Source organism: Paenibacillus sp. FSL W7-1088, from assembly GCF_037969855.1.
Lineage (GTDB): Bacteria > Bacillota > Bacilli > Paenibacillales > Paenibacillaceae > Paenibacillus.
Genome location: NZ_CP150216.1, coordinates 888,722 through 911,257, shown reverse-complemented (window position 1 = coordinate 911,257; position 22,536 = coordinate 888,722). Strand labels below are relative to the sequence as shown.

Sequence of the window (22,536 nt, the reverse complement as noted above, 5' to 3'; positions counted from 1 at the left end):
TGGACCAGACCATTAATCACTACCATGGAACGCCCCCTAAAGCACAGCGGAAGCAGACTGTCTCCGTAAAGCTAATGCTGATACTGATGTTAGTCCTAACTGGCGCCATCGGTACTTATTTTTATTATAGCAACAGCTCCACCTATTCAAAAACAGAAGCCAATCTGCCTGTGCGAAAGATGCCCGAAAGCGAGGTTCTGCTCTCCTTTTTGCGAGATGTCTTCGATAAAGGATCTGCCCTGCCAACAGAGGAGGAATTGGCTCGTCTTCGCTATTTAACTGTAGAGTATTCGGAGAATGATCAGTGGACGTTTACATATAGCCTATCCGATCCATTCAGCGATGAACAGGCCGAGAAGATCACTTATATTACTCAGGACAAGAAACTGAATAGCCAGGAGATCGATCAGCGCGATTTTGAAGCTTTTAAGGGACTGACGGCATTGGACCTGACGAATACCTATGAAATCTCCCAGACGGACCAAACCACTTTGGCCCATATGTCCGGATTAAAAAGTTATGGAGGCGCTTTTAACGAATCCTTTAGTACATTTTCGGGCTACTTTGGCGACAAGTCTAAGATTACGGAGCTTTCCACTCAGCTTCGCAGCAATCAGGAATTGGCCCTACTGCTGGAATTTCCTAATCTGAGCTCTTTATCCATTACCTACGTGGATGAGTCTGTAACGGATTTCTTTCTGTTGAACAAGCTGCCGCTCAAGTCCCTGTCGCTCACCTTTGTCGATGAACTCGGATGGTTGTCGTCCATGACCGGGCTGACCTCCCTGTCCATCAATTACAGTGAAGCCACAGACCTACAGCCGCTATACGCCTTGACCCAGCTTCAGGAGCTTCGGCTGTCCTTCTTAACGAATGTAAAGTCCATCGACTTTGTACAAAATATGCCTGCTCTACAAACGCTTGATCTCGAAAACGTAAACTTCTCAAGCCTGGAGCCCTTGGCCGGCAAAAACTCCATTACTACCTTACGTCTGGCTTCTCTAAGTCAACTTGGCTCGGTAAAGGCCATAAACAGTCTGCCCTCTCTGCGGGAATTAACGTTGTCCGGTTACTACGAGAATGCAGAAGCGCTGACATTACCTAATGTGGGGCGAGTGGAAATTCCAAGTTCCTTTCTCACCGGGCTAAAGGCCCCGACTACAACAAGTCTGACGCTTCGTGGTGGAAGCGGGGAATTGAACTTGGCTGCGCTGGGGAAATTCCCAAAACTGGAGCAACTATCGCTCTGGGAGATCGATGAAATAACCCGTCTTGGCGCCCTGGACGGCTTGTCCAGCCTAGAGGCCCTAAGCATTTACGACTCGTCACTGTTCAAGGAAAGCGATGCCTTATTTCGTTTAAAACAGGTCAAATCTCTGATGTGCTCCGAGTGCAGGCTGAACTTTGAACAAAAGGCGGCCGCGGAAAACAGCGTGCTTGAACATTTGACCTTAGAGCAGCCATATTTCAGCATAAACAACACCTCTGTTACTGAAGTTGACCAGATGATGCCTTACTTTGCCAACATGTCCGCTCTGCGTTCCTTCACTCTGCAAGACAGCAATTTAGCTTCTCTCGAATTTATGAGTCACTGGCAGGCCATAGAAGAGCTTCATCTCGAGAACAATGCCATTTCCAATATCGAGACCCTAAGCCAGCTGCCTAATCTGCAAAAGGTATATCTATCCGGTAATTCCGTACAAAATAAATCCGTGCTTGGTACGGGTGTGCACGTATATTAATTACCGGCTGGGATGATGGGGAGTTTTAGACTACTGTATGATCTGTTTGTCGGCACTCCAGAATTACTCACAAATGAAGGGATGGTATTAAAACAAAGACAAAAAGGGGTTCGAGAATCATGTTAAATTCTCGAACCCCTTTTGTTTATGTTTAGCTTTACTAACCATCATCGCTACACTCCAGAGCGTTGCGAATTGACCGTGCCAAAGATATGATACGGTGTTATCCCCTTTGAAAATAGACTATCGATCAGCTTGATCAATTCCTCCGACGATAGATCTTTGTCTCTGTGTATCCAAAGACGAAACATAGATATTAATGTTGATATGTAAAACTCAATGATGTATGGTGCCAAGACATCATCTGTTGAAAAATCCATAATCAATCGCTCAAAGGGAATTTCTCTTTTCAAGCGTTCCACAAAATGAACAGAACCATAGTCGCCCAATACAGCTTTAAGAACTGTAATTTCCTCTGCATTTTCCAAGCATTGAAGTGCATCTTGGATAGTATGTGTAGAAAACTCTCTGCCTGCCATTTCCTCCTTGATCGATTTCAACATACGCTCTTCAACGCAGTCCAACAACTCATAGATATCTGTAAAGTATTGATAAAATGTACTCCGATTATATCCTGATTGGTTAGCAATCTCTTGAATGGATATCTTTTCGATTGGTTTTCGGCAATATAAATCACAGAATACATTTATAAATGTCTGCCTTGTTTTTTCCGTAATTTCAGGTTGCTTATTCATTGTTAACCTCCATTTTCTGTTGAATTGATTATACGACAGATATTAAAAATCTGATGGTTGATGACCAAATAGTGAATCTATACAATAACATTATACAACACGTTGTTGGATCATCAACAAAGATGAATATGGATATTAGGAGGCTAAGATGAGAATTTTATTTTTCGGTAGAGGTGTAATATCGACCCAATACGCTTGGGCTTTAGAGAAGGCAGGGCATACCGTTGAGTTTTACGTTAGAACAGGGAGGAAAGAAACGTTCGGAAGTCATATAGCGCTTGAAATGTGGGACGCACGAAGAGGAAAACAGTTCATCCAGGAAAGCTGGAAAATCAAGCTGCATGAGGAGATAAGCCCAAATTACGATCTCATTATTGCGAGTGTCAACACGGAGCAACTTCCCGAAGCAGCAAGAATACTTTCGAATACTGCTGGTAACACCCCGATCCTAATATTCAATAATATTTGGCAGGATTTAAAATCATCAATCTTGCCCCTGTCTATGAACAATGTTGTCTTTGGGTTCCCAGGAGCAGGAGGCGGCATTGAGGACAATAAGCTCAGGGGCGGCTTTTTAAGAATGATATTTCTAGAAAAACCACGGGTAGGCACGGAACAGATAAACAACAAGGTCAAAGAACTATTTGAAAGCGCCAATTTTAAAATCAATTGGATCAAGGATATGCAAAGCTGGTTATGGAATCACTATGCCATGAATGCGGCGATGGAGACCGAGGTGTTAAAACGGGGAAGTTTCCCAGCACTCTTGAATCATGGTGACTCATTCGTAAATGTCGGCAAGAGTATGCGAGAAATGAAGCCTGTTCTTAAAGCAAGAGGTGCAAAGATGGACGCGATTACTCTATTGTTGACCAAGATTCCACCAGCACTTCTCGGCACGCTGTTTAACAAAGTTATTTTTGCAAAGGGCAGCTTACCACGACTTTTCATTGAATACAACAATAGTAAAGCGGGTTTTGCTGTACTTGAAGTTGTGAGAGAAGCCCAAAAGTTAGGTATACCTTTGCCACGTCTTACCTCGGCATTAGAAAACAATGAACAACACACAGCTATTAAAAACGGATAAACAGGAAAACTGGATATTTCAGACTAACATCAACTCTACTATGATTATATAAACCATCATCCGACGAACGGAAGCCTCATCTTGCGCTGCGATGAATTAATTACTGTGGTTATAACAAATATAGCCCGAGCTTTAGAAGCTTCGGGCAAGTAGCTATTTATTAAAACATGTAAATGTGGCTTCAAAACACTACACCCTAACTATTAACGCACAGCACTCCACATGCACCGTATGCGGGAACATGTGGGAGTTGGATGGGATCTGTGTTAGTTGGCTAAAACCCTTGATATATAAGGGTTTTAACCATACCGCATTGTTCATTTTGTTTAGGTTTGGCTGTTTGTTGACGATGTTCGTCAACAAGGTGTCAACAAATATTGGATACTCTGATAGGAGTCGAACTGCTATCCCCTAAAATTAATTCGTGTTATCAAATCCGAAAAACATTAAACTATAAGGATTTTGAACAGTCATCTTCCTATCTCTCGCTACCTAAAATTACCTTGGTATTTAAGCTCCCGTCTATGTGCGTCTAATAAAAACCTGACAGGAAGTCCGTTTAAAATACACGTAATGTTTTAGGGTCTGTACGCAAACCTATTTGAGCCACATCCTTATCGAAATCAACACCAAAGAGGCCTTGAACATGCTCGCTGTCTTGTCATAGCGGGTTGCCAAGCGCCGATACTTTTTTACTCGATTAAAAAAGCATTCAATTAAATGCCGTTCTTTATACGTATTCTTATCATAAGCCCGCTTCTTTCGCCGGTTGCGTTTGCTCGGATTGACGGTGGTTGCGTTTTGTTCCTCTGCTAAGGCCAGAATTGCATCGGCATCATGTGCCCGATCCGCTAAAATTTCTCGGTTCTCTATATCCAGCTTCGAAAGCATCTCGTAACCCATTACCGAACCGCGTGCTTGTCCGGGTGTCAACTCAAAGCGGATCGGATTGCCCAAGGCATCAACTACAACATGAATTTTCGTGGTTAATCCGCCTCGGGAACGTCCGATCGCTTGCTTGCTGGTAGCAGCACAGGCGAGCCATTGTAAACAAAAGGCGGGGCAGATCCAACCACATTTCTTTCAATTCATCAACTTAATCTTTCTCTTGAGCAAAAATATCTCCATATTGATTATGCTGAATGTAATAATTCGTTCTTCTTTCAACCATATTCATTAATTGTGGATTTAACTTTTCAATAATATACCTAGCTATTAGTTCAAGAAATATATTCACGTCGTTTATATGTTTGTAATTCATTGAATAGTCATACCTTGCATTCCCTCTACCACCCCCACCATGGGCTACTGCATTTCTCCCAGTTCCATAGATAATACTTCCGATACTTTTATTTTTAAGAAACGAATGGTTGCTCCACTCTAACTTAATTTTTTTGATTTCTTCTTTTAATTTTGTAGTTAAATTAACGTATTTCGCTCTCCTTTTTCTAACAAACGCTGTTCCATTTTCATTTTCATACGTTCCAAAATCGACATAAAATAAAGGATTAAATCTATGAACCATTATTTCATCAGCGTAATACTCTATGGCTTCTTCATGAGAAAAGTCTGAGGGTCTCATTAATGGTTGATAATGCTTAACAATACCATACTCAATCACCCTGTAAAGAAATACACATCTTGGAAGTGACTCGAATTGTTTCAGTGATGCATGGTATAATTCAAAAATCATTTCGTGTTCTGAATCTTGAATGGTTACGATATTGTAATCATTCTTTTGTTTTAAAATCGGAAGTTCAAGATAGAACGGCTCTTTCCTATTTCTGTCAAAGAAGTTTTTTTCTCTAAGCCTCAGCATATCTAATAAATCAAACTGTTCATAGAGTTCTAAAAGTTTTCTATTGAAATTGTAGTTCTCAGTATAATAAAAAAAGGGACTACCGTTGAAATATGCCAGTATGTTTAACAAAGCATTCTTGGTATTTTCAGTAGTGTTTTCATTATAAAAGACAGAATAACTATTCGATTCAGTTTCTGCAATGCTCACATCTTTATAAACAATTATATCCTTCCGATATTTTGAGATTGGGTTTGGACCAATAAATTTGCTAAAAGTATTAATATAGTCAGCAGGATAATTTTGCAGCTTGTACAATTCCTGATTAACATCAAGAATTTTTTGTCTCAGTTTTGCTTTCATATATTCACTTAAATTTTCATTTAATGATTTCTGTCTATCAAACTTTTTGAAACGGTTCAGCGCTCCAAATAGATATTCTTCTTGACCCCTAAGAGTTTCTGAATAACGTATCTTAACTGTTCCATTAATCAAATTCTTTAGAATACGTCGGTACATCAATCTTTCTGATAAGTAAACTTTTTTATACTTATTAAGAAATAGTTCTTTTTCCTCATAAGACTTGCATGCGTTTCTTTCACGATTCAATTCAATGATAAGTTTCAGATATCCCTCCAGCTCATAAAAGGCTAAAACAACTGGAACCTCTGAATAATCATATTTTGAAACATCAATAACATGCGTATCAATAGAGTCTTCAAGTTTTTTTAATTTATTATCTAATATCATAAAATGACCTCGCTTTTAGTACTCGTGCTACATAAAGAGCTACCTTACTGCTTAATGTTATTGCAAGATGAAAGCACCTCATTTTTTTAGGCTTGTAAATAGGTACTAATGTTGTGGCTTTGTCTCTAAAGGAGTTAATTGATGTTCCTAAAAATAATAATATCTTCACCCACAAAGATATACCTGTCGTGGAGTTTTTTTATATGTCCTCCTCAAGTTTTATTGTAACTTAAGGATAACACTTAATCCGAGGTATATTGTCGATAGGGAGTGTATAATCACCTGGAGATAAATTCCGCCGTTTCGAGAATCGGGTCATCTGTCTGTGATTCATACACAACCTTATTAGTTCCGTTTGTAACAGTGAATTTCCCATTGCTAAAGCTTACGGTATATCCTTTAACGTATAGGTAGTGCTGTACATAAATCCCCAATTCAGCGTCAAATTGTGATTTTATCTTACGGCTTTTCAACTCCTCATACAATGCCGAAAGGAAGAGTGCATAGTTGTATCCATTTGACCATTTGTTTTGTATGAGATGCATCTCGTTTTGGAGCACACGCAATCGCAGGTGAGACACACTCATCCAATTAAACAATTCTGGATAGCGAATTAAACAGTAGCGCCAATCTTTTTTAGACACTACCGATTTTGTAATTATTCCTCGCAATTGTACTTGAATATCGGAATTTGAATCAAGTGCATCGAGCAGTTGCCCAACAACTTTACCACAATTCGAGAACAATGTTTTCAAACTGGGCGTACTTGCAGCTTCATTCGGGTCATCAACGCACAGAGTTTTAAATTGGCTTACAGGGAGTGTGTAATCCCCTATTGCAAGTAATGCACGGCGTAATAAATGCCCATGCTTTGGTTTATTACTGTCAAACATGGCGGACATTATCTTCCAGTATTCTGTGAATTTTTCTTTTTCAAACTTTTTATCTGAATTCTTTGCAAGATATAGGGCTGAACGAATCTGTCCACTGAAATATGGGTGTTCTTCTGCCTTATATATTTCTTTCGCAAAACTCATATCGGCGATAATCAACTGTGCCTTTATTCTTTCCTCCGCTATTTGTTGTTGATTAAAACCGTAAACCTTCCCATTTTCCGAAAAATACACAAGTAAGTTATTCCAATTTTCGGCGAGAGCGTTAATACTTTCGATCGCATTGCGGTATAAATTGATTTCGTCCAATCTGCTGTTAAGCGTTAGATTTTTTATTATCCTCAGCCACTGATTCAATGAACCGTTATATATACCCTTTGCCTTAAACAAATACGTTGTAACAGCGTGGAACAATACACGATTAGAATAAGTACGCCCTTCGGTCAAAGCTTTAAATATCAGATTACTTACTTCTTTATAGTCAGGGTATTTACATAAAAAATTAAGAGTATAATATGCCCTTTTATATACTTCTGCATCAATCTTACTATAGTTCAGGTTGTTCGCCCAATTTTTATCGTCTTGAATTATACCTTTGTTCATCAACAAAACACCAAAGAAAGCATAATACGTCTGGTCGAAATCAACTTTGTGTTCTGCCCAAAAAAGGTCCGTCCAGTCGGTGTCAAAATAAAGTTCGAACTTATTGATATATGGTAGTTCTAACTTCTTCATCCTTCCGATTAACCGTGCTTTGAAATTCTCGAATTCTGTCAGAGGTTTTCCTCGTGCATTTAGTTTTATATACAAGCTGTCCTCCATGCCAAGTTTCTGCATGTCAAAAAATTTAAATGTAAGAGGTTTAACTTCTACATCTAATAGTTTCTCAGCAAGGTGTTCTACATTTCCGAATGTTACCTGTATTTCGTCGAGCATAACAAGAACAGATTGGATAGTTGGGTCGTGTATCCAACCTGAAACAAACCACTCAGAATCCTCTATCTCTGAGGATGGTTTTGCTTTAGGTTCAAAAATTGCAGCACGGTTATTAGTCAATGCTTTCAAAAATTCTCGAGATGTTATTCGGGTTTCATATCTGAATTTATTTAAAACCGGTGTTTTAGTACTGTCATTGCGGAAAGCAAATAAGTATAACAAAAAGAGCGTTGTCAACCGCTGTTGCCCATCAATCGGTATGAATTTTTCGCCTTCGACTTTTCCATACACGAAGTTAAGATCTAGTGGCGGTGTTTCTCCCAGAATTGCAGCCCTCATGTCATTGAGCAAAGTTGAACGTACGGTTTTTACATGGGTATCTTGTCGCCCTTGGGCGTAATCTCGCTGTATAATTGGAACTTCAACCTGATATTTATCAAGCAGTTCTAAGAAGGTTTGAATTGTCTTTTCGCTCACTGCCCTGCCCCCCCGTTGAAGAATGAGTTCAGCGTTTGGGTTACAGCGTAAACATAATCCGCTTTGTCTTTTTCGTTCCATATATCCATTTCATCAAGATTTTTTGAATACACCTTCAAGAAGACGTTTTTTGTACATAGCGGCACAAAAAGACCCTTGGATTCACGTTCAATAATTATTTTGCGTTTGTCAACGAATGGCGCTTCTTTATAACTGCGATTTGTGTGACAGTCGAGCAAGGCAAGGTTACCGAAACTGTCATCTGCATCATCTGTTTCATCTGCAGTTGCATGGATATGCTCAATATCCCATTTTTCACGTTTATAAATATCAAACGGGAACCGATATTGTTTTTCACTTTTACATACAAGTGTTGCAAGGTTGAAAAGCAAGAGTAGCTGGCGAATTCTTCTCTTATGGGCAGTTGTATCAAGAGCTAGTATGGCTAAGTCATCATACTTAATGTTAGCCTTTGCGAGCAAAGCTGTGGCAACCTCGCTTTTTCGTTTGCCGCGAGTAAGTGAAAAAATCTCTGTAATCGTTGTGCCTGTAGCTATTAGATAGCCGATTATATGATATTTATTTAAGTCATTATACCAATCGCGAAATTCTGCATATAACTTTTCAACATCACTCCATAGGTAATTGACAAAATCAGTTTCGCTTCCCTTAGCGTTTTTCAAAGCTGCTGAGAATACTAGAAACGGAAAGTAGTTTTGGCTAGTTGATATCGGATTTTTTGTGTTATTGTTATAATCTTTTGCAAGCAAATCAAATAGCATATCAATACGAGTGCCGCTTTGCTCTTTTTCATTTAGGAAATACCAAAAGGAATCATCGCGTAATCCTTGCTCTATCCTGTCCCACGCTAAGGAAATCTCAGTTTGGCGCTTATTTGCAGATGTGTCGAAGTTATCTTTGTTTAGGAGTAAGGCTTTAATAAGCTCCCCATTAGTGAGTGAAATTTTACCCAGATTCACTTTTGTGAACATAGTAATAGGGTCACTGTCTTGAGGGAGTTCATACCATATAAAAAAAACGCTCTTTCTGATTTTGGTATTAAGTTCTTGAATTGCAACCGACTTATCAGGTTGAGATTCAAGCCATGTATTCATATTTTTATAGGCAAGTCCCATATGGTAGAAGTCTATGTTTGAATTATCAGAGTAGTTGTCGTCCGATAAATTCTTTAAGAATGAAGTGCTGTTTTCACGCGTTTCGTAACTCAATTCAAACGGTGGCACGGCAGAGCGAATTTCTTGTGCAGCGATTTTCATAAAAATATAAATAGTGGTAAGGCGTTGCTGTCCGTCTACTACTTCGAATGAACCATCATCCCGTCTCTTTACTATAAGTGGCTGAATACAGTACATCTTATCGCCTTCGTTAGAAAATTCGGACACATCATCAAGTAGCGCTGTTACTTCACCCTCGGTCCAACGGTATCCCCTTTGATATGAAGGCACGAAAAAATTGTAACCTTTCAGCTCTCGTATTGTCATTTCTCCATTTGCCAATTTTCTAACCTCCTAACAATGGTTGGTCATAGCTAAACAACACTCTATCTTCGAATTAGTAATACTGCTCGATGTACAGATAAGCTTTATCAAAGACCTCTTTGTCTTTAATTTTGTACTTGACCCAGACAACACTCCGAAGAGCTTTCTTTACTTCCTGTTCTCCTGCAGTCGTACCCTGCCAACCATCGAAACGTACAATCTTAACGATATCATCTATATCGTTAACAATTCGCTCGACGATAATTGGTGTCTTTGAATTCCTTACCCCGTCAAAGAGCTCTGTCAATGCTGCTTTGCCTTTGTCCACTTCTTCCTCAGGCACTACTTCTTTTTCAGCTTCTGCAGCTTCCCGCGCAAGCTCTAGTAACAGCTTTAGAAACTCAATGCTGGTAATTAACCCCTGTTCGTGTCTCTCACGGAGATTTTCAAGTTTTTCTCCTAACTTTACGAATTTAACATCATTACTGTGCTTGCGAATTTTCGCGACCAAATCAATTTCAACTTTGATCGTTGTCTTTCTCAAGTCCTTTTGTTTTGAATAAATTCTCGATTAAATCTGCCTCCATCGTAAGAATTTCCATTCATCATGTACTTCTCCCACTTGCAGATTCTCATGAACCAATTCCAACGTCTTCGCCCCGAGTGAAGCCCATATCAACCCACCTCTTCAATCAGTAGGTTTCACCGATTCAAACACTCTTGTCAGCCACTGAAAATCGTATTTCATAGGATTCAGAAACGGATCTGGAGATAGCGCATCCCATGCTCGGTTGCCTCCCAACGTCCCCTTCGAGATTACGGAAAAATATATGCAAATTGTAACACTTTGGCGCACGGCTGATACCTCTCTCCCCCCTTTGGTCTGGGGCTAGGGAGGTTCCAAGTCTTATGGAACTTGTCGAGGATACGTCTACAGGTTGCCTTATTCAAAATAATGCTTCCCTTCGCTGAATTTGAGCGGGATATGTTTGTAGAACGTACGTAGGGTTATCGTTAGGCAGCGTGATGATTACTCTGAGGGCGTCCTAAGAAGTTTCGGCAAGAAACAGATTGACCACGCTATAGTACTGTTAGCTACCAATTCATACACGCAAGTAGAATCGCTAACGGGTATACGTAAATCAACGGTGATAAGAGCGGTTAGAACCGTAAAGAGACGTCGACATAGGGCGTCTCTTTTTACATTATAAGGACGTTCCTGAGACATTTAAGGCTTTTGAGCCACGCCCTTGTGCGTCACTTAGCTTGTTACGTAGTGAGCCTAACCCGCCCACGACTGACGAACAAGCCTCTAGGATTTGCTTGAATATTTCCTCCGTATGGTCGTCGGGGGCAAGTTTTAACGCCTTATGAACGCCTTTATAGAGCTGGGGCATGTCGGTTTTATCGTCATATGATCCTCCTGTTTCGTCCAATATGAATTTACAGACCGATTCCAATAGCGTCCTTGCGGAAGTTATTGCCCCTTCGGGGTCAGAATCCCGACGTTCTAGAGCTTTACTCCATGCGTCTTGAATAAATGTAGCCCCGTTCTTACCGTCCAACGCAGTTAGAATGATATTGTCAGACGGTGTTTCCGCCATGCTTTCGAGGTATTCTAATATTGAGTTGAACTCGTCGCGTAAATAATCACGTCGACCTTGGTAAGAGCCTGCAACCTCTTTCATATGCCCCCAAAACTCGTCAATCGTACGGCAGGTAACGACACACTTAGGGAGTAATGACTTTACCTTATCGTTTTTAACGAGCTTATCCCTTAAGCTACGGTACTCTCTACCATCTACAACTCCACCAGTCGCTTTAGAAAGCATAATGTTCTTTAACGTCTCAACCTCTATTTGAATTTCGTACATATTACGCCCCCAACGAAAGTACTATATTTTTCATTATACTTGTTGGGAAATGAAGGGAAAAGGCATTTTTATCGAAGTATTACGAATCAATACCTAATGTGAGAGTTAATAAACATGACTGCGACATTGTACCAACGAGATTATAACGTACTAACTGACGATGAAAGAAAAGCATGGGACGAAATGGATGCCGCCGAAAAGCTGAGAAACACTAGCAAGTTAAGAAAAGCAGTTAACTACTTGACCTACCCAAAAGCGGTTAGGCATTATCTAAGCTTCTTTCCTAACCACTATCTAGACACCGTGGACTTAAAAGACGAACCGCGGCTTAACGATTTATTGGCAAAGTTTATTGCTGACCTAGACGCTACAAATGCGACAGAAACAACGCTAATGGCTAACATTAAGAATAATGAAGCGCATTTTATTATCGCTTATATACTTAAAAGTTACGACTTCGGTCACCATGACGTATACGTAATTCCCGAATTCTGGTTAGGCAATACATACCCGTGTCGACTATTTAATAATTGGCAAAAACTCGGGCGGATACGAGTTTATTTTCGTTGAGTTAGAAAATCCGTATAAAAATATAACGGTTCAAACGGGAGACTTGGGCGCGACATTTAATAAAGGAATTAAACAAGTAAACGATTGGAAACGTTACCTTTCGGCCAACTTCACCACGCTAGAAGAAACATTCAATAAATACAAAAATTCTACCATGGAACTGCCTAACGAGTTTAAGACCTACGAACCATACCGTCTTCATTTCGCAGTCGTTGCGGGTAGACGTGACGATTTTAACGACACTACACGTTGGCATAAGAGGCAATTAAGAAGCACTAATGGTATTGAAATACTTCACTTCGATAACCTGTGTGACTACGCTAAGGAAAAAATCGGTCAAAATACTTACTGAACATACGATTATGACTATAGTGGGACAAGTCATGCCCAAGAAATTAGAACAATGCCCTTATCAATTTTAGTGACGCATGTTTCCGTAAGGTAAAATAGGCTAAAGGCGACCTACCCATTAAAGTTTGGCAGCTGCCAGGACGAACGATTCCCATTGGCGGTGGGTACTCATTCACCGGCTTTAGCAGCTCCGTGGGAAATACTTCGTCAATAATGGACTTTCTCATGGTAACCTCATAAAGCTGCGCTCCGGGAGGAACGAAAGGAAACGGACATTGTGTAAAGTTGACAGACTGCACTTTTCACCCCTGTCACAAGTTCCGGCTGAGATTTATAACAAGCTGCATAAATAACCGTTATCTGTTGTAGACATTTTGTCTACAGGAAGACAAGATAATGCAAGCCATTCATAACCTTTGTCTACAAGCTGTCTACATTTACGAACAAAACAAAGCCCCATCCTCAGTGGTCAACACAGACGAGGACGGGGCTTCCATTTGGTGGGGGCGAGGGGATTTGAACCCTGTCCTTATAATAGAAATTACTCGATTCAAGAATCAGGCATCTCCCAATTAATCTATTTATTTCGTCAACAATCAGTCAACTCTACTATTTTCAAGCCTCTGTTTCACACTTCAACCCCATCTGTACTACTCCCATAATCCACTCCACTACTGCAATCTCAATGATCTGTACCATCCCTCACCAGCAAAGCTACCGATTCTACATGCACCGTATGTGGGAACATATCCACCGGCGTTACCTCAACCGTTCTATACCCGCCATCTTCCAGCACTCTCAAATCACGTGCCAACGTACTCGGATTACAGCTCACATACACCACACGCTCCGGTTTCATTTCCAGAATCGTATCCAGCAAACGCGGATCGCAACCCTTCCGCGGCGGATCGACGACGATGACGTCGGCTTCGATGCCTTGCTCTTTCCAGCGTGGAATAACGTCCTCTGAAGCACCAACTTCGAACTTGACGTTCTTCATCTCGTTCAACATCGCATTGCTGCGAGCATCTTCAATCGCTTCAGGTACAATCTCCACCCCGTACACCTGATCCGCATGTTGCGCCAGGAAAAGAGAGATCGTACCGATGCCGCAGTAGGCATCAATTACCGTCTCTTTACCACTCAAGCCTGCGTACTCCACCGTCTTCCCATAAAGTACTTCCGTCTGCACCGGATTCACCTGATAGAACGAACGTGCCGAGATGGCAAACTGCACATCCCCGATATAATCATAGATTACATCACGTCCCCACAGGACGCGGGTCTCATCGCCAAAGATGACGTTGGTCTGCTTCTTGTTCACGTTCTGGCAGATGCTCGCCACATGCGGAATCGCTTCACGGATACTACCGATCCATGCATCCTTGTGTGGAATGTCACGGCCATTGGTGACGAGAACGAGCATCATCTCGCCTGTACGGAATGCCTTCTTCACGACCACATGACGTAGCAGACCGCGACCTGTTTCTTCATTGTATGCGCTAATGCCGAGATGGCTTCCTAGTTCCTTGACCTTGGCCACCACTTCATCGTTATGCTCATGCTGAATCAAGCAGATGTCCATGTCGATGATCCGATGACTTCCTTTGGCGTAAAAACCACCCACTAAGCCTCCATCGGCTGCACCGATAGGCACCTGTGCCTTGTTGCGATAACGCCATGGCTCGTCCATGCCCATGGTAGGCAGCACACGAATGCCTTGTTGCTCGGCACCTTCCGCATCCTCCACCAACACATTCAACTTCCCAATCCGCTGCAAATTATCCACTACCAGCTGGCGTTTCCACGCAAGCTGTCCAGCGTAACTCATATGCTGGATCTGACATCCGCCGCATTGATCGTAGATCGGGCAAGGCGCGGATACACGATCCGGGCTGGCCTTCACAATCTCCAGCAGTTTGGCGTAGCCGTACTGCTTTTTGGTTTTCATCACGCGCACACGCACAGTTTCACCGGGAAGCGCACCCTGCACAAAGAGCGTGTATCCATTGGCACGGCCGACACCTTCACCGTCATGGTTCATGCCAATGATATCGATGACGGTTTCTTCATTTTTACTAACGGGCAGCCCTTCGATTGGTGCAGATTCACGCGCTCTCTCCTTTGGACGAACGGCAGAAAGAGATGCGCCTTGTGGCCGCACCTCTTTTCCTTGCTGACGTGTAGATGGACGAGATGTTTGACTTGGCTGACGGGATGCTGAAGCATTCCCTTGCCCCTGAGAGGCAGCCGAATTCCGGCGGTTTTTTCCACGACCGCTGCGGTTCGTATTAGACAACGTACATTCACTTCTTTCTTCATATATGTTCATCCCTTGTACAAGGGAGATTCCATTCATTTTCAGGCACCCTGAGATTATACGTGATCCCACTGCCCACGGCAACAGGAAATCACACCCCGATCCATACTACGCTTAACGATACAACATCAGGTGATGGCGCAAGTTCTTGAATGTCGCAGGCAATGTACCGCCCAGCTCACCATCCAGGTTCAACTGCACATAGCCCGGAGACGTTACTTCCATATAATCCGTTTGGAAATGAACGACCTTCTTGTCATTCAGATGTTCACCACGCAGCGCAAGGGTTACGAGGCGAATCATGTCAGCCAGATTACATTTGCGCACACCGATCACATCGAACAAGCCATCATCTATGGTCGCACCCGGAGCCAGCTTCTCGAAGCCCCCGACGGAGTTCGTATTGGCAATGAGAAACAGCATGAATTCATCATGAATTTCTTCCTGACCCGCGGCACGGATAACCAGCTCCTGCGGAGACAGGCTCGCCATTTTCTCAATACCTTTCATATAGTAGGCCAGTTGCCCAATCATCGTTTTCAGACGGCTTGGCACCTCATAGGTCAGTTCGGTTAACGAACCCCCGCCTGCAATATTGATAAAATATTTATCATTCGCCTTGCCCAGATCGAGCGGACGAAGCTGCTGGTTGATGACCAGATCCACGTAATCTTCCCACTGCCTCGGAATACCCAGCGCACGCGCAAAATCATTGGTCGTTCCCAACGGAAATACACCCAGCGGAGGACGATTCTCCCGCTCGGCCATACCGTTAATGACTTCATACAATGTACCATCGCCGCCAGCGGCAATAATCATGTCATATCCGCGTTCAATCGCCAGCTCCGCTTCCCGGGTTGCATCTCCTTCACCCGTTGTTGCGTGACACGAGGCTTCGATACCACCTTGATCCAAACGCTGCAAAATATCAGCCAGACGTTTCTTCATTTCTTCCCGGCCTGAGGTCGGATTATATATCAAGCGAGCTTTTTTCATCTCATACGCCACCTATTCCACATTATCCATGAGTCTGAACGACCTCATTTTCTTACTATCTGAGAGTGATCGCAGTCGGCATCATTTTACACAATGACTCACGTCCGTTAATCCTGCCCCAACACTTTTCTCTACTTATATATATGCATAAGGAATTCCGTCTCATTCCAAAGCCTTTATGTACTATCATATCATCAAATGTGAAGATGTCCTAGCCTGTGATACATAAGTAATTATTTTCATATATACTATAGTGAAATTTTACATCTGGATAACAATAACGATAAACCCTCAAGAATTACCTCATTCCAGCAATGACAACATACTTTCTGTTCACTTCCGAGCTTGCCTATCCTTTACAAAATAAACCTCTGGCACTCCTCTTGAATCTAATCCTATGGATTTGCTGTAAATTATAACCATTCATCACCATTCTGCCCGCTTGGGCCGGAAATAGTCTTATACCCTCTCAAATCATGAGAACACATATCCTGCAAAAAATTCACAATAACCTGAATGAGATGACAAATAAAATGAAACCTTTTCCAATATAGTCTTAGTGCATCCTCAACACATTCCAATACCATATCCATGAAGGAGATCACCGAATGAAAAAACTCGTTTTATTGCTCATGATATCGATCTTAGCCTTTTTTCCCTTTATTACAGCCGTTGAAGCCGCAGTCATTAACCATGATCAGGTTGTCGGATTCCAGGAAGTAAGTCCCGTCACAGTCACCCAAATCGCAGCCAAGCGTTTCCAACCCTACCTAAAAGTCTACCATGGATGTGTTCCATTCCCCGCCGTGGATCAACAGGGCAATACCAATGCAGGCTTGCAGACCTCCGGTTCACCTAGTGGAAATTGCAGCTCAAGCACAGGCCAAGTGTACTCCCGTTCGGCATGGCATAATGGCGTATGGGCTATTATGTACGCATGGTACTTCCCGAAAGACTCCCCTTCCTCCGGCCTCGGCCATCGTCATGACTGGGAAGGTATCGTTGTATGGGTAGACAATCCCGCAGCACCAAATCCTCAAATTCTCTCCATCGCCTATTCAGGACATGGGCAGTTCACGAATGTTGCACCAAGTAATACGAACCTGAACGGTACGAATCCTTTGATTAGTTACAACAGTACCTGGCCTCTAAACCATGAGCTTGGTGTTACTGGAACCGTCGGTGGAATGCAGCCTTTGATCGGTTGGGATGATCTGACGTCTGCGGCCCGCAATGCGCTGAATACAACCGATTTTGGCAGTGCCAATGTTCCTTTGAACGATAGTAATTTTATCAACAATTTAAACAAGGCCTGGTTTAGGTGACAACTCCTCTGCCTTTAGGCATGGGAGTTGTCACAAAAAGGTCTTTCTCTCTCCATTTGAATACATGTTTCGTGCAGAGAACAGAATTAACCGCCATCCTCTTTTGAAAAAAAGTAAAATCCCCTTCAAGTAGACACAGAACTTGGAGGGGATTGTTTTTGCAATCACATATAGTTTAAAAGCCAATCTTTCTGCCAGCACGGAGCTGTTTATACCAAAAATATACGGTGCAGCCCACACAGTAACCGAGCAATGCGGCACTTGCAGCGAGGAGAAGCATCGACGAGAAAATATAGCCCGCTACCTGCCAGCCAAGACCGAATGAGACAAGTGCCAACGTGAGAAACAATACGGCCAGAACATTGTTGAAGCGTTGCAGTTCCACTGCCTGTGTCTCTGACCCTTTTCCCGTTAACACGGCCTTCCCAATCTGTACAAACAGATTAAGCTTGCCTCCGGATGCCAGGCCGACAACTTGGATGATCCATAACGCCCCCAGAATTAACGGCTGGTTGAACAGAAATGACAGGACAACAAATAGCACAATCCCAATCTGGTTCGCTTTGACATAGCGCATAGGCACTTCCCGCATCTGTATATCACCTTATCCCCATTTTATTAGTTGGTTTAATTGTAGTCTGTAAATGAAGTAAGAGCAATAGGAAGTTGCTTTGATCATGCTTATAAGATGGAATAGTCCCTTTTCAAGATCTCCCAATGCGGTGTTGGTACACCTGTGGCCTTTTTCCAATCGGTAAATGCATGATCTAACGCCTCGATCTCCCAAAAAGAACCCGCAACCAGTTTATAGATCGGAAGCATACTATATAATTTCAACAGAAGGTAAAACATCCGTTGATGCTTGCGAATCAGTTTAGCCTGAATCTCGGGTATAATCGTTATGCCCATGGCCTCAAGCACGCGAAAGCCCTCATCCATCGCCCCAATCATATGCTGGATTTGCTTTCTGTTCCCGTCCAGCTGGATCATCTCACGCTTCTCATTAAAGCTCACCGCATTAAGCATCAGAATGGGCACAATATGGCTTTTCAGCCAGGCATCAATATCATCCAGGTAATTCAACTTGTATTTCGTCTTCTCAAAAGCTTGATCCAGTATGGATTTAAAGGCAATCTCGCTATCCAGCCCACCAATCACCATTTGCCCGCTTGCTCCACCAATGGATAACATACGGTCTTCTTGCCGCCGCCCGCCGCTGATATGAAAACCAAATGCGACTTTCTTTTCCACCTTGCTGTTTTCCTCCAAAAAGAGTTGCATGCTTCGTGCATCTGCATTGTTACCGACAATCACCACATTCCTGCTCTGATTGGCCGCCAAAATAGGCAGCACTGATGGAAAATCGTTATATTTCATAACCACAAAAATAAGATCATAGTGATCATTCTCTTCCAACGTTCTTGTTACCCGCACCGGGTCAACGGTCGTTCTAAACTGGAACACATGACGAATGACAATGCCATCCCTCTCCAGTTCCTCTGCCCGCTTCCCTCTAGCCAGAATGGTGACGTCATTTCCCCCACGTACCAGAACCTGCGCCAACTGACTGCCCAAGACGCCTGCACCATACACTAATATGTTCATTAGTTATCCCTCTATTTCAAAATTTTATAGATATTCGTTGCTTTATCAACATTTGTTGATAAAATAAGAGTAACAAAGCATCTGCAGCGCTTCAATCGCTAAAATATCCGTTTTTGTTGAATAATCAACGAATGAACCCATATTGTTGAAAACATCAAAGGAGGAGCCATGGACAGACGAGTTGTCAAGACAAGAAAAGCCATAACCGAGGCATTGATCGGGCTGTTGAAAGAGCAGGATTTTGAGCAAATTACGATTAATGACATTGCTGATCGGGCCGATGTGAACCGCGGTACCGTCTATTTGCACTACACGGACAAGTTCGATCTGCTGGATCAAAGCATTGAGACGTATTTGCAGCAGCTGGTGGAGAGCTGTATGGTGGAGAGCCCTACCACGCCCATGACTGTCAAGGAGGCATTGCTCCGAACCTTCCGTTACCTGGAGCAGCACGCCCCCGTGTATACCACGCTATTAACCCAAAAAGGCATTCCCGCCTTCCGGAATCGGATGATGACGCTCCTGGTTCAGGGGGTCGAAGAGCAGGTTGATGCGTGTGGCATTCACAAAGGGATTAACCGGGAAATCACTGTACAATTTCTGGCCTGTGCCTCCGCAGGCCTGCTGGAATGGTGGATCATGAATTCCATGCCTTATCCAGCCGAACAGATTGTTGAAGAACTGATGTCTTTGCTGGAGCTTCATCTGATTGTTCCTTCTCAGGTAAAGGGTTAATAAGGAGCTACGGATTGAATGAGTAGAAGATCGTACGTCGCTGCGACGCCTCCCTGTATGCTGAACTTATCCTCGTACTCCTTATACATGTTGGTGAACAATCGCCGCAAGCTGTACCCGGATACCGTTGCTGCTTCTGAAGTGCTGGCTCCCATTCCTTTAACTGTATAAAGAAAATCTCTCGCGGAAGCATACTTTTCCATATGCATCGAACGCTCACAACGGAAACCAGAATACCCGGATTCCTGAAGCATGATCTCCCATTGAGCAGGTGCATGAAACGAAAGTCCATGTCGCTGTGGTTCCATCCCGTTGGCATGATAAACTTTATCAAATGCCTCATGCATCTCACGAAATGTATCAGGCCCGAAGGTCGTAAATATGAGCACACCCCCTGGGCGCAGCATTCGCCGCAGGTGACCCAGTGTTTCCTTCGGCGAACTTAGCCATTGAAAACAGGCGTTGGAGACGATGATATCCACTGAGCACTCCGGAGCATTTACGGCCCACATTTCGATATCTGCTTGTAGAAAACGTAAATTATCCATTTTGCAATTTGCAGTACCTGGATGCTCTGCTGATCGGAACCGTTTTGAAGCCACTTCAATCATCTCGGATGCAATATCAAGTGCAGTAATATTGGCATTAGGCCATTCATTCACCAGAATTTGAGTCAAAGCCCCCGTGCCACAACCGATTTCGAGAATGCTTGGATCACTTAAGAACCTTCTGTTCCTCCATTCAGCGAGGGATCTTGCTAGCTGCTCAGCCATAGAACGCTGAATATGAGCATGTGCATCATAAGAAGTGGCACTACGATTAAATTGGCGTTGAACCGCACGGCTTCTACCAATGGTCATGCCACCATCTCCTCCATTCATCAGCAATGTGTACTTCCTTTCCCAAAAAAGGTGCATGTCCGCAGGCGGTTAATGTAATTAACTTGGCATGGGGTAATTGATTCATAAGCTCCAATCCAGCACCATAAGGACATATCTTATCCTCAGTCCCATGAATAAGAAGAACCTGACTATCGATATGGGGCAATTGAGACAAGCATTCCTCGCTTCGTAAAATCTGGAGACCTGCGAGTAGTGCTTCCGTTGTCCAGCTCCCCGTATGAGGTAGACGTTCAGCAAGACCCGCCTCCCATTCTTGCTCCGTAAACATAATCTTTCGAAAATTGGCTTCCACTGCGTGTCGATCCTTTAACATCCCTTTGATCATCTGCCTAACGTATGCATCTGCTATGCCGCGGTCAAACTCTTCTTTTGAGCGGGTAAAACGAGCCGTTGCACCGAACAGCACAAGGCCATCTGCGTAACCTTTAGCCGCTAGTCTGAGCGCCAGTAAACCTCCGAGCGACCAACCTGATATCAAAAGCGGACCATGGGCTACTCTCTCCCTGCAAGCTGACCCTTCAATATCTAACATGTCCTTAACTGCTGTTTCAGTTAAACACAGCAGTTCCTCTGGAGAATCCGCAGCACTATAATCTACAGACATATGACGAAAATCAGGCAACAACAAGCGAAGACGGTCAAACACCGCATCTGGCATGCTCCATCCCGTTAGCCATAATATAGTTCCACTAGTCTCTTGCTCGATTTGCAGCGGATTATTATCCAAGGCATTCATGAGCTCAGCACCCCTAACTGAAGCCCGATTTTGCAGATTTGTGCGCTGGCATCATTCAGTTCCTTAGGGGTATGGTCGGCCAATAAGGAGAAGCGAATTCGCGCTGTGCCATCAGGAACGGTAGGCGGTCGGATGGCAATCCCAGCAATACCGCCTGCTTCAAGTGCCTCACTGAAACGAAGAGCCCCTTCGTTATCACCGACAATGATCGGCACAATAGGGGAATCCCCGGTCCCAACGTGAAATCCGGCATCCCTAAGCGAAGAACGAAATAATTGACTTGCCAAGTAGAGGCGTTCGCGGCGCCAATGGTCTGCTTGTACCAAAGTTAACGCTGTTGAAATACCAGCTACGAGAGAAGGCGGCAATGCCGTTGAATAGATAAGTGGTCTTGCTTTGTTGATGAGAAAGCGGATTAATGTTCGGCTGCCACAGACATAAGCTCCATATAAACCGAATGATTTGCTAAACGTCCCCATATGCACATCCACATCATGATGCAGACCAAGCTTAAAGCACAGTCCTTCACCCCGTTTCCCGTAGATGCCCCCACTGTGCGCCTCATCCACCATCAGCATGGCCCCGTATTCTTGTTTGAGCGCAACGAGCTCTTTCAAGTGTGCTTGATCACCATCCATTGAAAAGACGGCATCCGTGACAATCAGCTTACGCCGTTTATCCCGATGTTTGTTCAATAATAGCTTCAGATGCTCCATATCATGATGCCGATACCGGGCATGTTCCGCGCGGCTCAGCACAATACCGTCCACGATGCTGGCATGGTTTAATTGATCACTAAAAACCACATCACCTCGGCCCACGAGTGCGCGAATGACACCAGAATTAGCCATATAACCATTTGCAAAAACAAGCGCAGCTTCACTATGCTGCCAAGTGGCCAGCGCTTCTTCCAGACGGCCATAAAGCGGTCGACTCCCAGTAACAAGACGAGATGCTCCCGAGCCTCCTCCTTCGATAAGAAGCGCCTCGCGAATGGTATCGATGATAGCGGGATGTCGAGCAAGTCCCAGGTAGTCATTGGAGGCCAGGTTGAGGAGCACCCGGTCTCCTCTCCACGTATAACCAGGACGATCTGGAACCGCAGCACTGTCACGTAAGTAACGTTCATTGGAGACATCAGCCAATACCGCAAGTTCTTTTTCCATCCAATTCATAGTCCATACC

General features: G+C 43.4%; 20 protein-coding genes. 6 read left to right on the top strand and 14 right to left on the bottom strand.

All coding sequences use genetic code 11. The annotated features are described in order from the left end of the window. Positions 1-74 precede the first annotated feature (74 nt). Positions 75-1,742 (top strand): leucine-rich repeat domain-containing protein, encoded by a 1,668-nt coding sequence (locus MKY42_RS04200; protein ID WP_339848827.1) that lies wholly within the window; start codon positions 75-77, stop codon positions 1,740-1,742. A 173-nt stretch (positions 1,743-1,915) separates the two neighbouring features. Here the strand turns inward: MKY42_RS04200 and MKY42_RS04195 are convergent, their stop codons facing one another. After that, positions 1,916-2,497 (bottom strand): TetR/AcrR family transcriptional regulator, encoded by a 582-nt coding sequence (locus MKY42_RS04195; protein WP_090904850.1) that lies wholly within the window; start codon positions 2,495-2,497, stop codon positions 1,916-1,918. Positions 2,498-2,645: 148 nt separating this feature from the next. Here MKY42_RS04195 and MKY42_RS04190 point away from each other — a divergent pair, with 148 nt between their 5' ends. Further along, complete coding sequence (locus tag MKY42_RS04190) at positions 2,646-3,584, top strand: 2-dehydropantoate 2-reductase N-terminal domain-containing protein (RefSeq protein ID WP_339848822.1); 939 nt, start codon at positions 2,646-2,648, stop codon at positions 3,582-3,584. Between the two features lie 597 nt (positions 3,585-4,181). On the opposite strand, the gene MKY42_RS04185 is transcribed toward MKY42_RS04190, so the two are convergent. From MKY42_RS04185 to MKY42_RS04160, 6 genes are all read right to left on the bottom strand, one after another. Then, positions 4,182-4,595, bottom strand: coding sequence for an IS5 family transposase (locus MKY42_RS04185; RefSeq protein WP_256222524.1), 414 nt, complete (start codon positions 4,593-4,595; stop codon positions 4,182-4,184). An 85-nt stretch (positions 4,596-4,680) separates the two neighbouring features. Then, positions 4,681-6,132: a hypothetical protein gene (locus MKY42_RS04180; protein ID WP_090904853.1), complete on the bottom strand. Its 1,452-nt coding sequence runs from the start codon at positions 6,130-6,132 to the stop codon at positions 4,681-4,683. Positions 6,133-6,410: 278 nt separating this feature from the next. Then, positions 6,411-8,438: a DUF262 domain-containing protein gene (locus MKY42_RS04175; protein WP_177185922.1), complete on the bottom strand. Its 2,028-nt coding sequence runs from the start codon at positions 8,436-8,438 to the stop codon at positions 6,411-6,413. After that, a complete protein-coding gene (locus tag MKY42_RS04170; protein ID WP_090904855.1) occupies positions 8,435-9,955 on the bottom strand; it encodes a DUF262 domain-containing protein in 1,521 nt (506 codons plus the stop codon). Before MKY42_RS04170 ends, MKY42_RS04175 begins: the two co-directional genes overlap by 4 nt. A gap of 55 nt (positions 9,956-10,010) precedes the next feature. Next, positions 10,011-10,481, bottom strand: coding sequence for a hypothetical protein (locus MKY42_RS04165; RefSeq protein ID WP_218152293.1), 471 nt, complete (start codon positions 10,479-10,481; stop codon positions 10,011-10,013). Positions 10,482-11,142: 661 nt separating this feature from the next. Further along, a complete protein-coding gene (locus MKY42_RS04160) occupies positions 11,143-11,811 on the bottom strand; it encodes an abortive infection family protein (protein WP_090904856.1) in 669 nt (222 codons plus the stop codon). A 114-nt stretch (positions 11,812-11,925) separates the two neighbouring features. Here MKY42_RS04160 and MKY42_RS04155 point away from each other — a divergent pair, with 114 nt between their 5' ends. Together MKY42_RS04155 and MKY42_RS04150 are read left to right on the top strand one after the other, a co-directional pair. Next, positions 11,926-12,381, top strand: coding sequence for a hypothetical protein (locus MKY42_RS04155; protein ID WP_090904857.1), 456 nt, complete (start codon positions 11,926-11,928; stop codon positions 12,379-12,381). Next, complete coding sequence (locus MKY42_RS04150; RefSeq protein ID WP_090904858.1) at positions 12,314-12,733, top strand: Shedu anti-phage system protein SduA domain-containing protein; 420 nt, start codon at positions 12,314-12,316, stop codon at positions 12,731-12,733. The genes MKY42_RS04155 and MKY42_RS04150 overlap by 68 nt, the downstream gene beginning before the upstream one ends. Before the next feature lie 681 nt (positions 12,734-13,414). Here the strand turns inward: MKY42_RS04150 and rlmD are convergent. Together rlmD and MKY42_RS04140 are read right to left on the bottom strand one after the other, a co-directional pair. After that, positions 13,415-15,064: a 23S rRNA (uracil(1939)-C(5))-methyltransferase RlmD gene (rlmD, locus tag MKY42_RS04145; RefSeq protein WP_339848811.1), complete on the bottom strand. Its 1,650-nt coding sequence runs from the start codon at positions 15,062-15,064 to the stop codon at positions 13,415-13,417. A gap of 102 nt (positions 15,065-15,166) precedes the next feature. Then, positions 15,167-16,048: a diacylglycerol kinase gene (locus MKY42_RS04140; RefSeq protein ID WP_063568189.1), complete on the bottom strand. Its 882-nt coding sequence runs from the start codon at positions 16,046-16,048 to the stop codon at positions 15,167-15,169. Between the two features lie 608 nt (positions 16,049-16,656). Between MKY42_RS04140 and MKY42_RS04135 the strand changes: the two genes are divergently transcribed. Beyond that, entirely contained in the window at positions 16,657-17,373 is a 717-nt protein-coding gene (locus MKY42_RS04135) for an NPP1 family protein (protein WP_339848807.1), read from the top strand. A 175-nt stretch (positions 17,374-17,548) separates the two neighbouring features. On the opposite strand, the gene MKY42_RS04130 is transcribed toward MKY42_RS04135, so the two are convergent. Together MKY42_RS04130 and MKY42_RS04125 are read right to left on the bottom strand one after the other, a co-directional pair. Then, positions 17,549-17,965: a DUF4395 domain-containing protein gene (locus tag MKY42_RS04130; protein ID WP_339848805.1), complete on the bottom strand. Its 417-nt coding sequence runs from the start codon at positions 17,963-17,965 to the stop codon at positions 17,549-17,551. Between the two features lie 89 nt (positions 17,966-18,054). Then, positions 18,055-18,978 carry a 2-dehydropantoate 2-reductase N-terminal domain-containing protein gene (locus MKY42_RS04125; RefSeq protein WP_339848802.1) on the bottom strand — a complete coding sequence of 308 codons (924 nt, stop codon included), beginning with the start codon at positions 18,976-18,978 and terminating at the stop codon, positions 18,055-18,057. A 168-nt stretch (positions 18,979-19,146) separates the two neighbouring features. On the opposite strand from MKY42_RS04125, the gene MKY42_RS04120 reads away from it, so the two are divergent. Continuing rightward, on the top strand, positions 19,147-19,713 hold the full coding sequence (locus MKY42_RS04120; RefSeq protein ID WP_179261688.1) for a TetR/AcrR family transcriptional regulator: 567 nt from the start codon (positions 19,147-19,149) through the stop codon (positions 19,711-19,713). On the opposite strand, the gene bioC is transcribed toward MKY42_RS04120, so the two are convergent. The 3 genes from bioC to bioF are packed head-to-tail and all read right to left on the bottom strand — an operon-like array spanning position 19,710 to position 22,526. Next, positions 19,710-20,573, bottom strand: a complete 864-nt coding sequence (gene bioC, locus MKY42_RS04115) for a malonyl-ACP O-methyltransferase BioC (RefSeq protein ID WP_179261690.1) — start codon at positions 20,571-20,573, stop codon at positions 19,710-19,712. The genes MKY42_RS04120 and bioC overlap by 4 nt on opposite strands. Beyond that, the gene (locus tag MKY42_RS04110) at positions 20,560-21,351 is read right to left on the bottom strand and encodes an alpha/beta fold hydrolase (RefSeq protein WP_339848797.1); all 792 of its coding nucleotides are present in this window, start codon (positions 21,349-21,351) and stop codon (positions 20,560-20,562) included. Before MKY42_RS04110 ends, bioC begins: the two co-directional genes overlap by 14 nt. Then, positions 21,348-22,526: an 8-amino-7-oxononanoate synthase gene (gene bioF / locus MKY42_RS04105; RefSeq protein ID WP_339848794.1), complete on the bottom strand. Its 1,179-nt coding sequence runs from the start codon at positions 22,524-22,526 to the stop codon at positions 21,348-21,350. The genes MKY42_RS04110 and bioF overlap by 4 nt, the downstream gene beginning before the upstream one ends. Positions 22,527-22,536 lie beyond the last annotated feature (10 nt).

Bases quoted from the DNA above. Each gene is read 5' to 3' on its own strand.
- MKY42_RS04200 (WP_339848827.1), top strand. From the start codon at position 75: ATGCTGATACTGATGTTAGTCCTAACTGGCGCCATCGGTACTTATTTT.
- MKY42_RS04195 (WP_090904850.1), bottom strand. From the start codon at position 2,497: ATGAATAAGCAACCTGAAATTACGGAAAAAACAAGGCAGACATTTATA.
- MKY42_RS04190 (WP_339848822.1), top strand. From the start codon at position 2,646: ATGAGAATTTTATTTTTCGGTAGAGGTGTAATATCGACCCAATACGCT.
- MKY42_RS04180 (WP_090904853.1), bottom strand. From the start codon at position 6,132: ATGATATTAGATAATAAATTAAAAAAACTTGAAGACTCTATTGATACG.
- MKY42_RS04160 (WP_090904856.1), bottom strand. From the start codon at position 11,811: ATGTACGAAATTCAAATAGAGGTTGAGACGTTAAAGAACATTATGCTT.
- MKY42_RS04155 (WP_090904857.1), top strand. From the start codon at position 11,926: ATGACTGCGACATTGTACCAACGAGATTATAACGTACTAACTGACGAT.
- rlmD (WP_339848811.1), bottom strand. From the start codon at position 15,064: ATGAACATATATGAAGAAAGAAGTGAATGTACGTTGTCTAATACGAAC.
- MKY42_RS04140 (WP_063568189.1), bottom strand. From the start codon at position 16,048: ATGAAAAAAGCTCGCTTGATATATAATCCGACCTCAGGCCGGGAAGAA.
- MKY42_RS04135 (WP_339848807.1), top strand. From the start codon at position 16,657: ATGAAAAAACTCGTTTTATTGCTCATGATATCGATCTTAGCCTTTTTT.
- MKY42_RS04130 (WP_339848805.1), bottom strand. From the start codon at position 17,965: ATGCGGGAAGTGCCTATGCGCTATGTCAAAGCGAACCAGATTGGGATT.
- MKY42_RS04125 (WP_339848802.1), bottom strand. From the start codon at position 18,978: ATGAACATATTAGTGTATGGTGCAGGCGTCTTGGGCAGTCAGTTGGCG.
- MKY42_RS04120 (WP_179261688.1), top strand. From the start codon at position 19,147: ATGGACAGACGAGTTGTCAAGACAAGAAAAGCCATAACCGAGGCATTG.
- bioC (WP_179261690.1), bottom strand. From the start codon at position 20,573: ATGACCATTGGTAGAAGCCGTGCGGTTCAACGCCAATTTAATCGTAGT.
- MKY42_RS04110 (WP_339848797.1), bottom strand. From the start codon at position 21,351: ATGAATGCCTTGGATAATAATCCGCTGCAAATCGAGCAAGAGACTAGT.
- bioF (WP_339848794.1), bottom strand. From the start codon at position 22,526: ATGAATTGGATGGAAAAAGAACTTGCGGTATTGGCTGATGTCTCCAAT.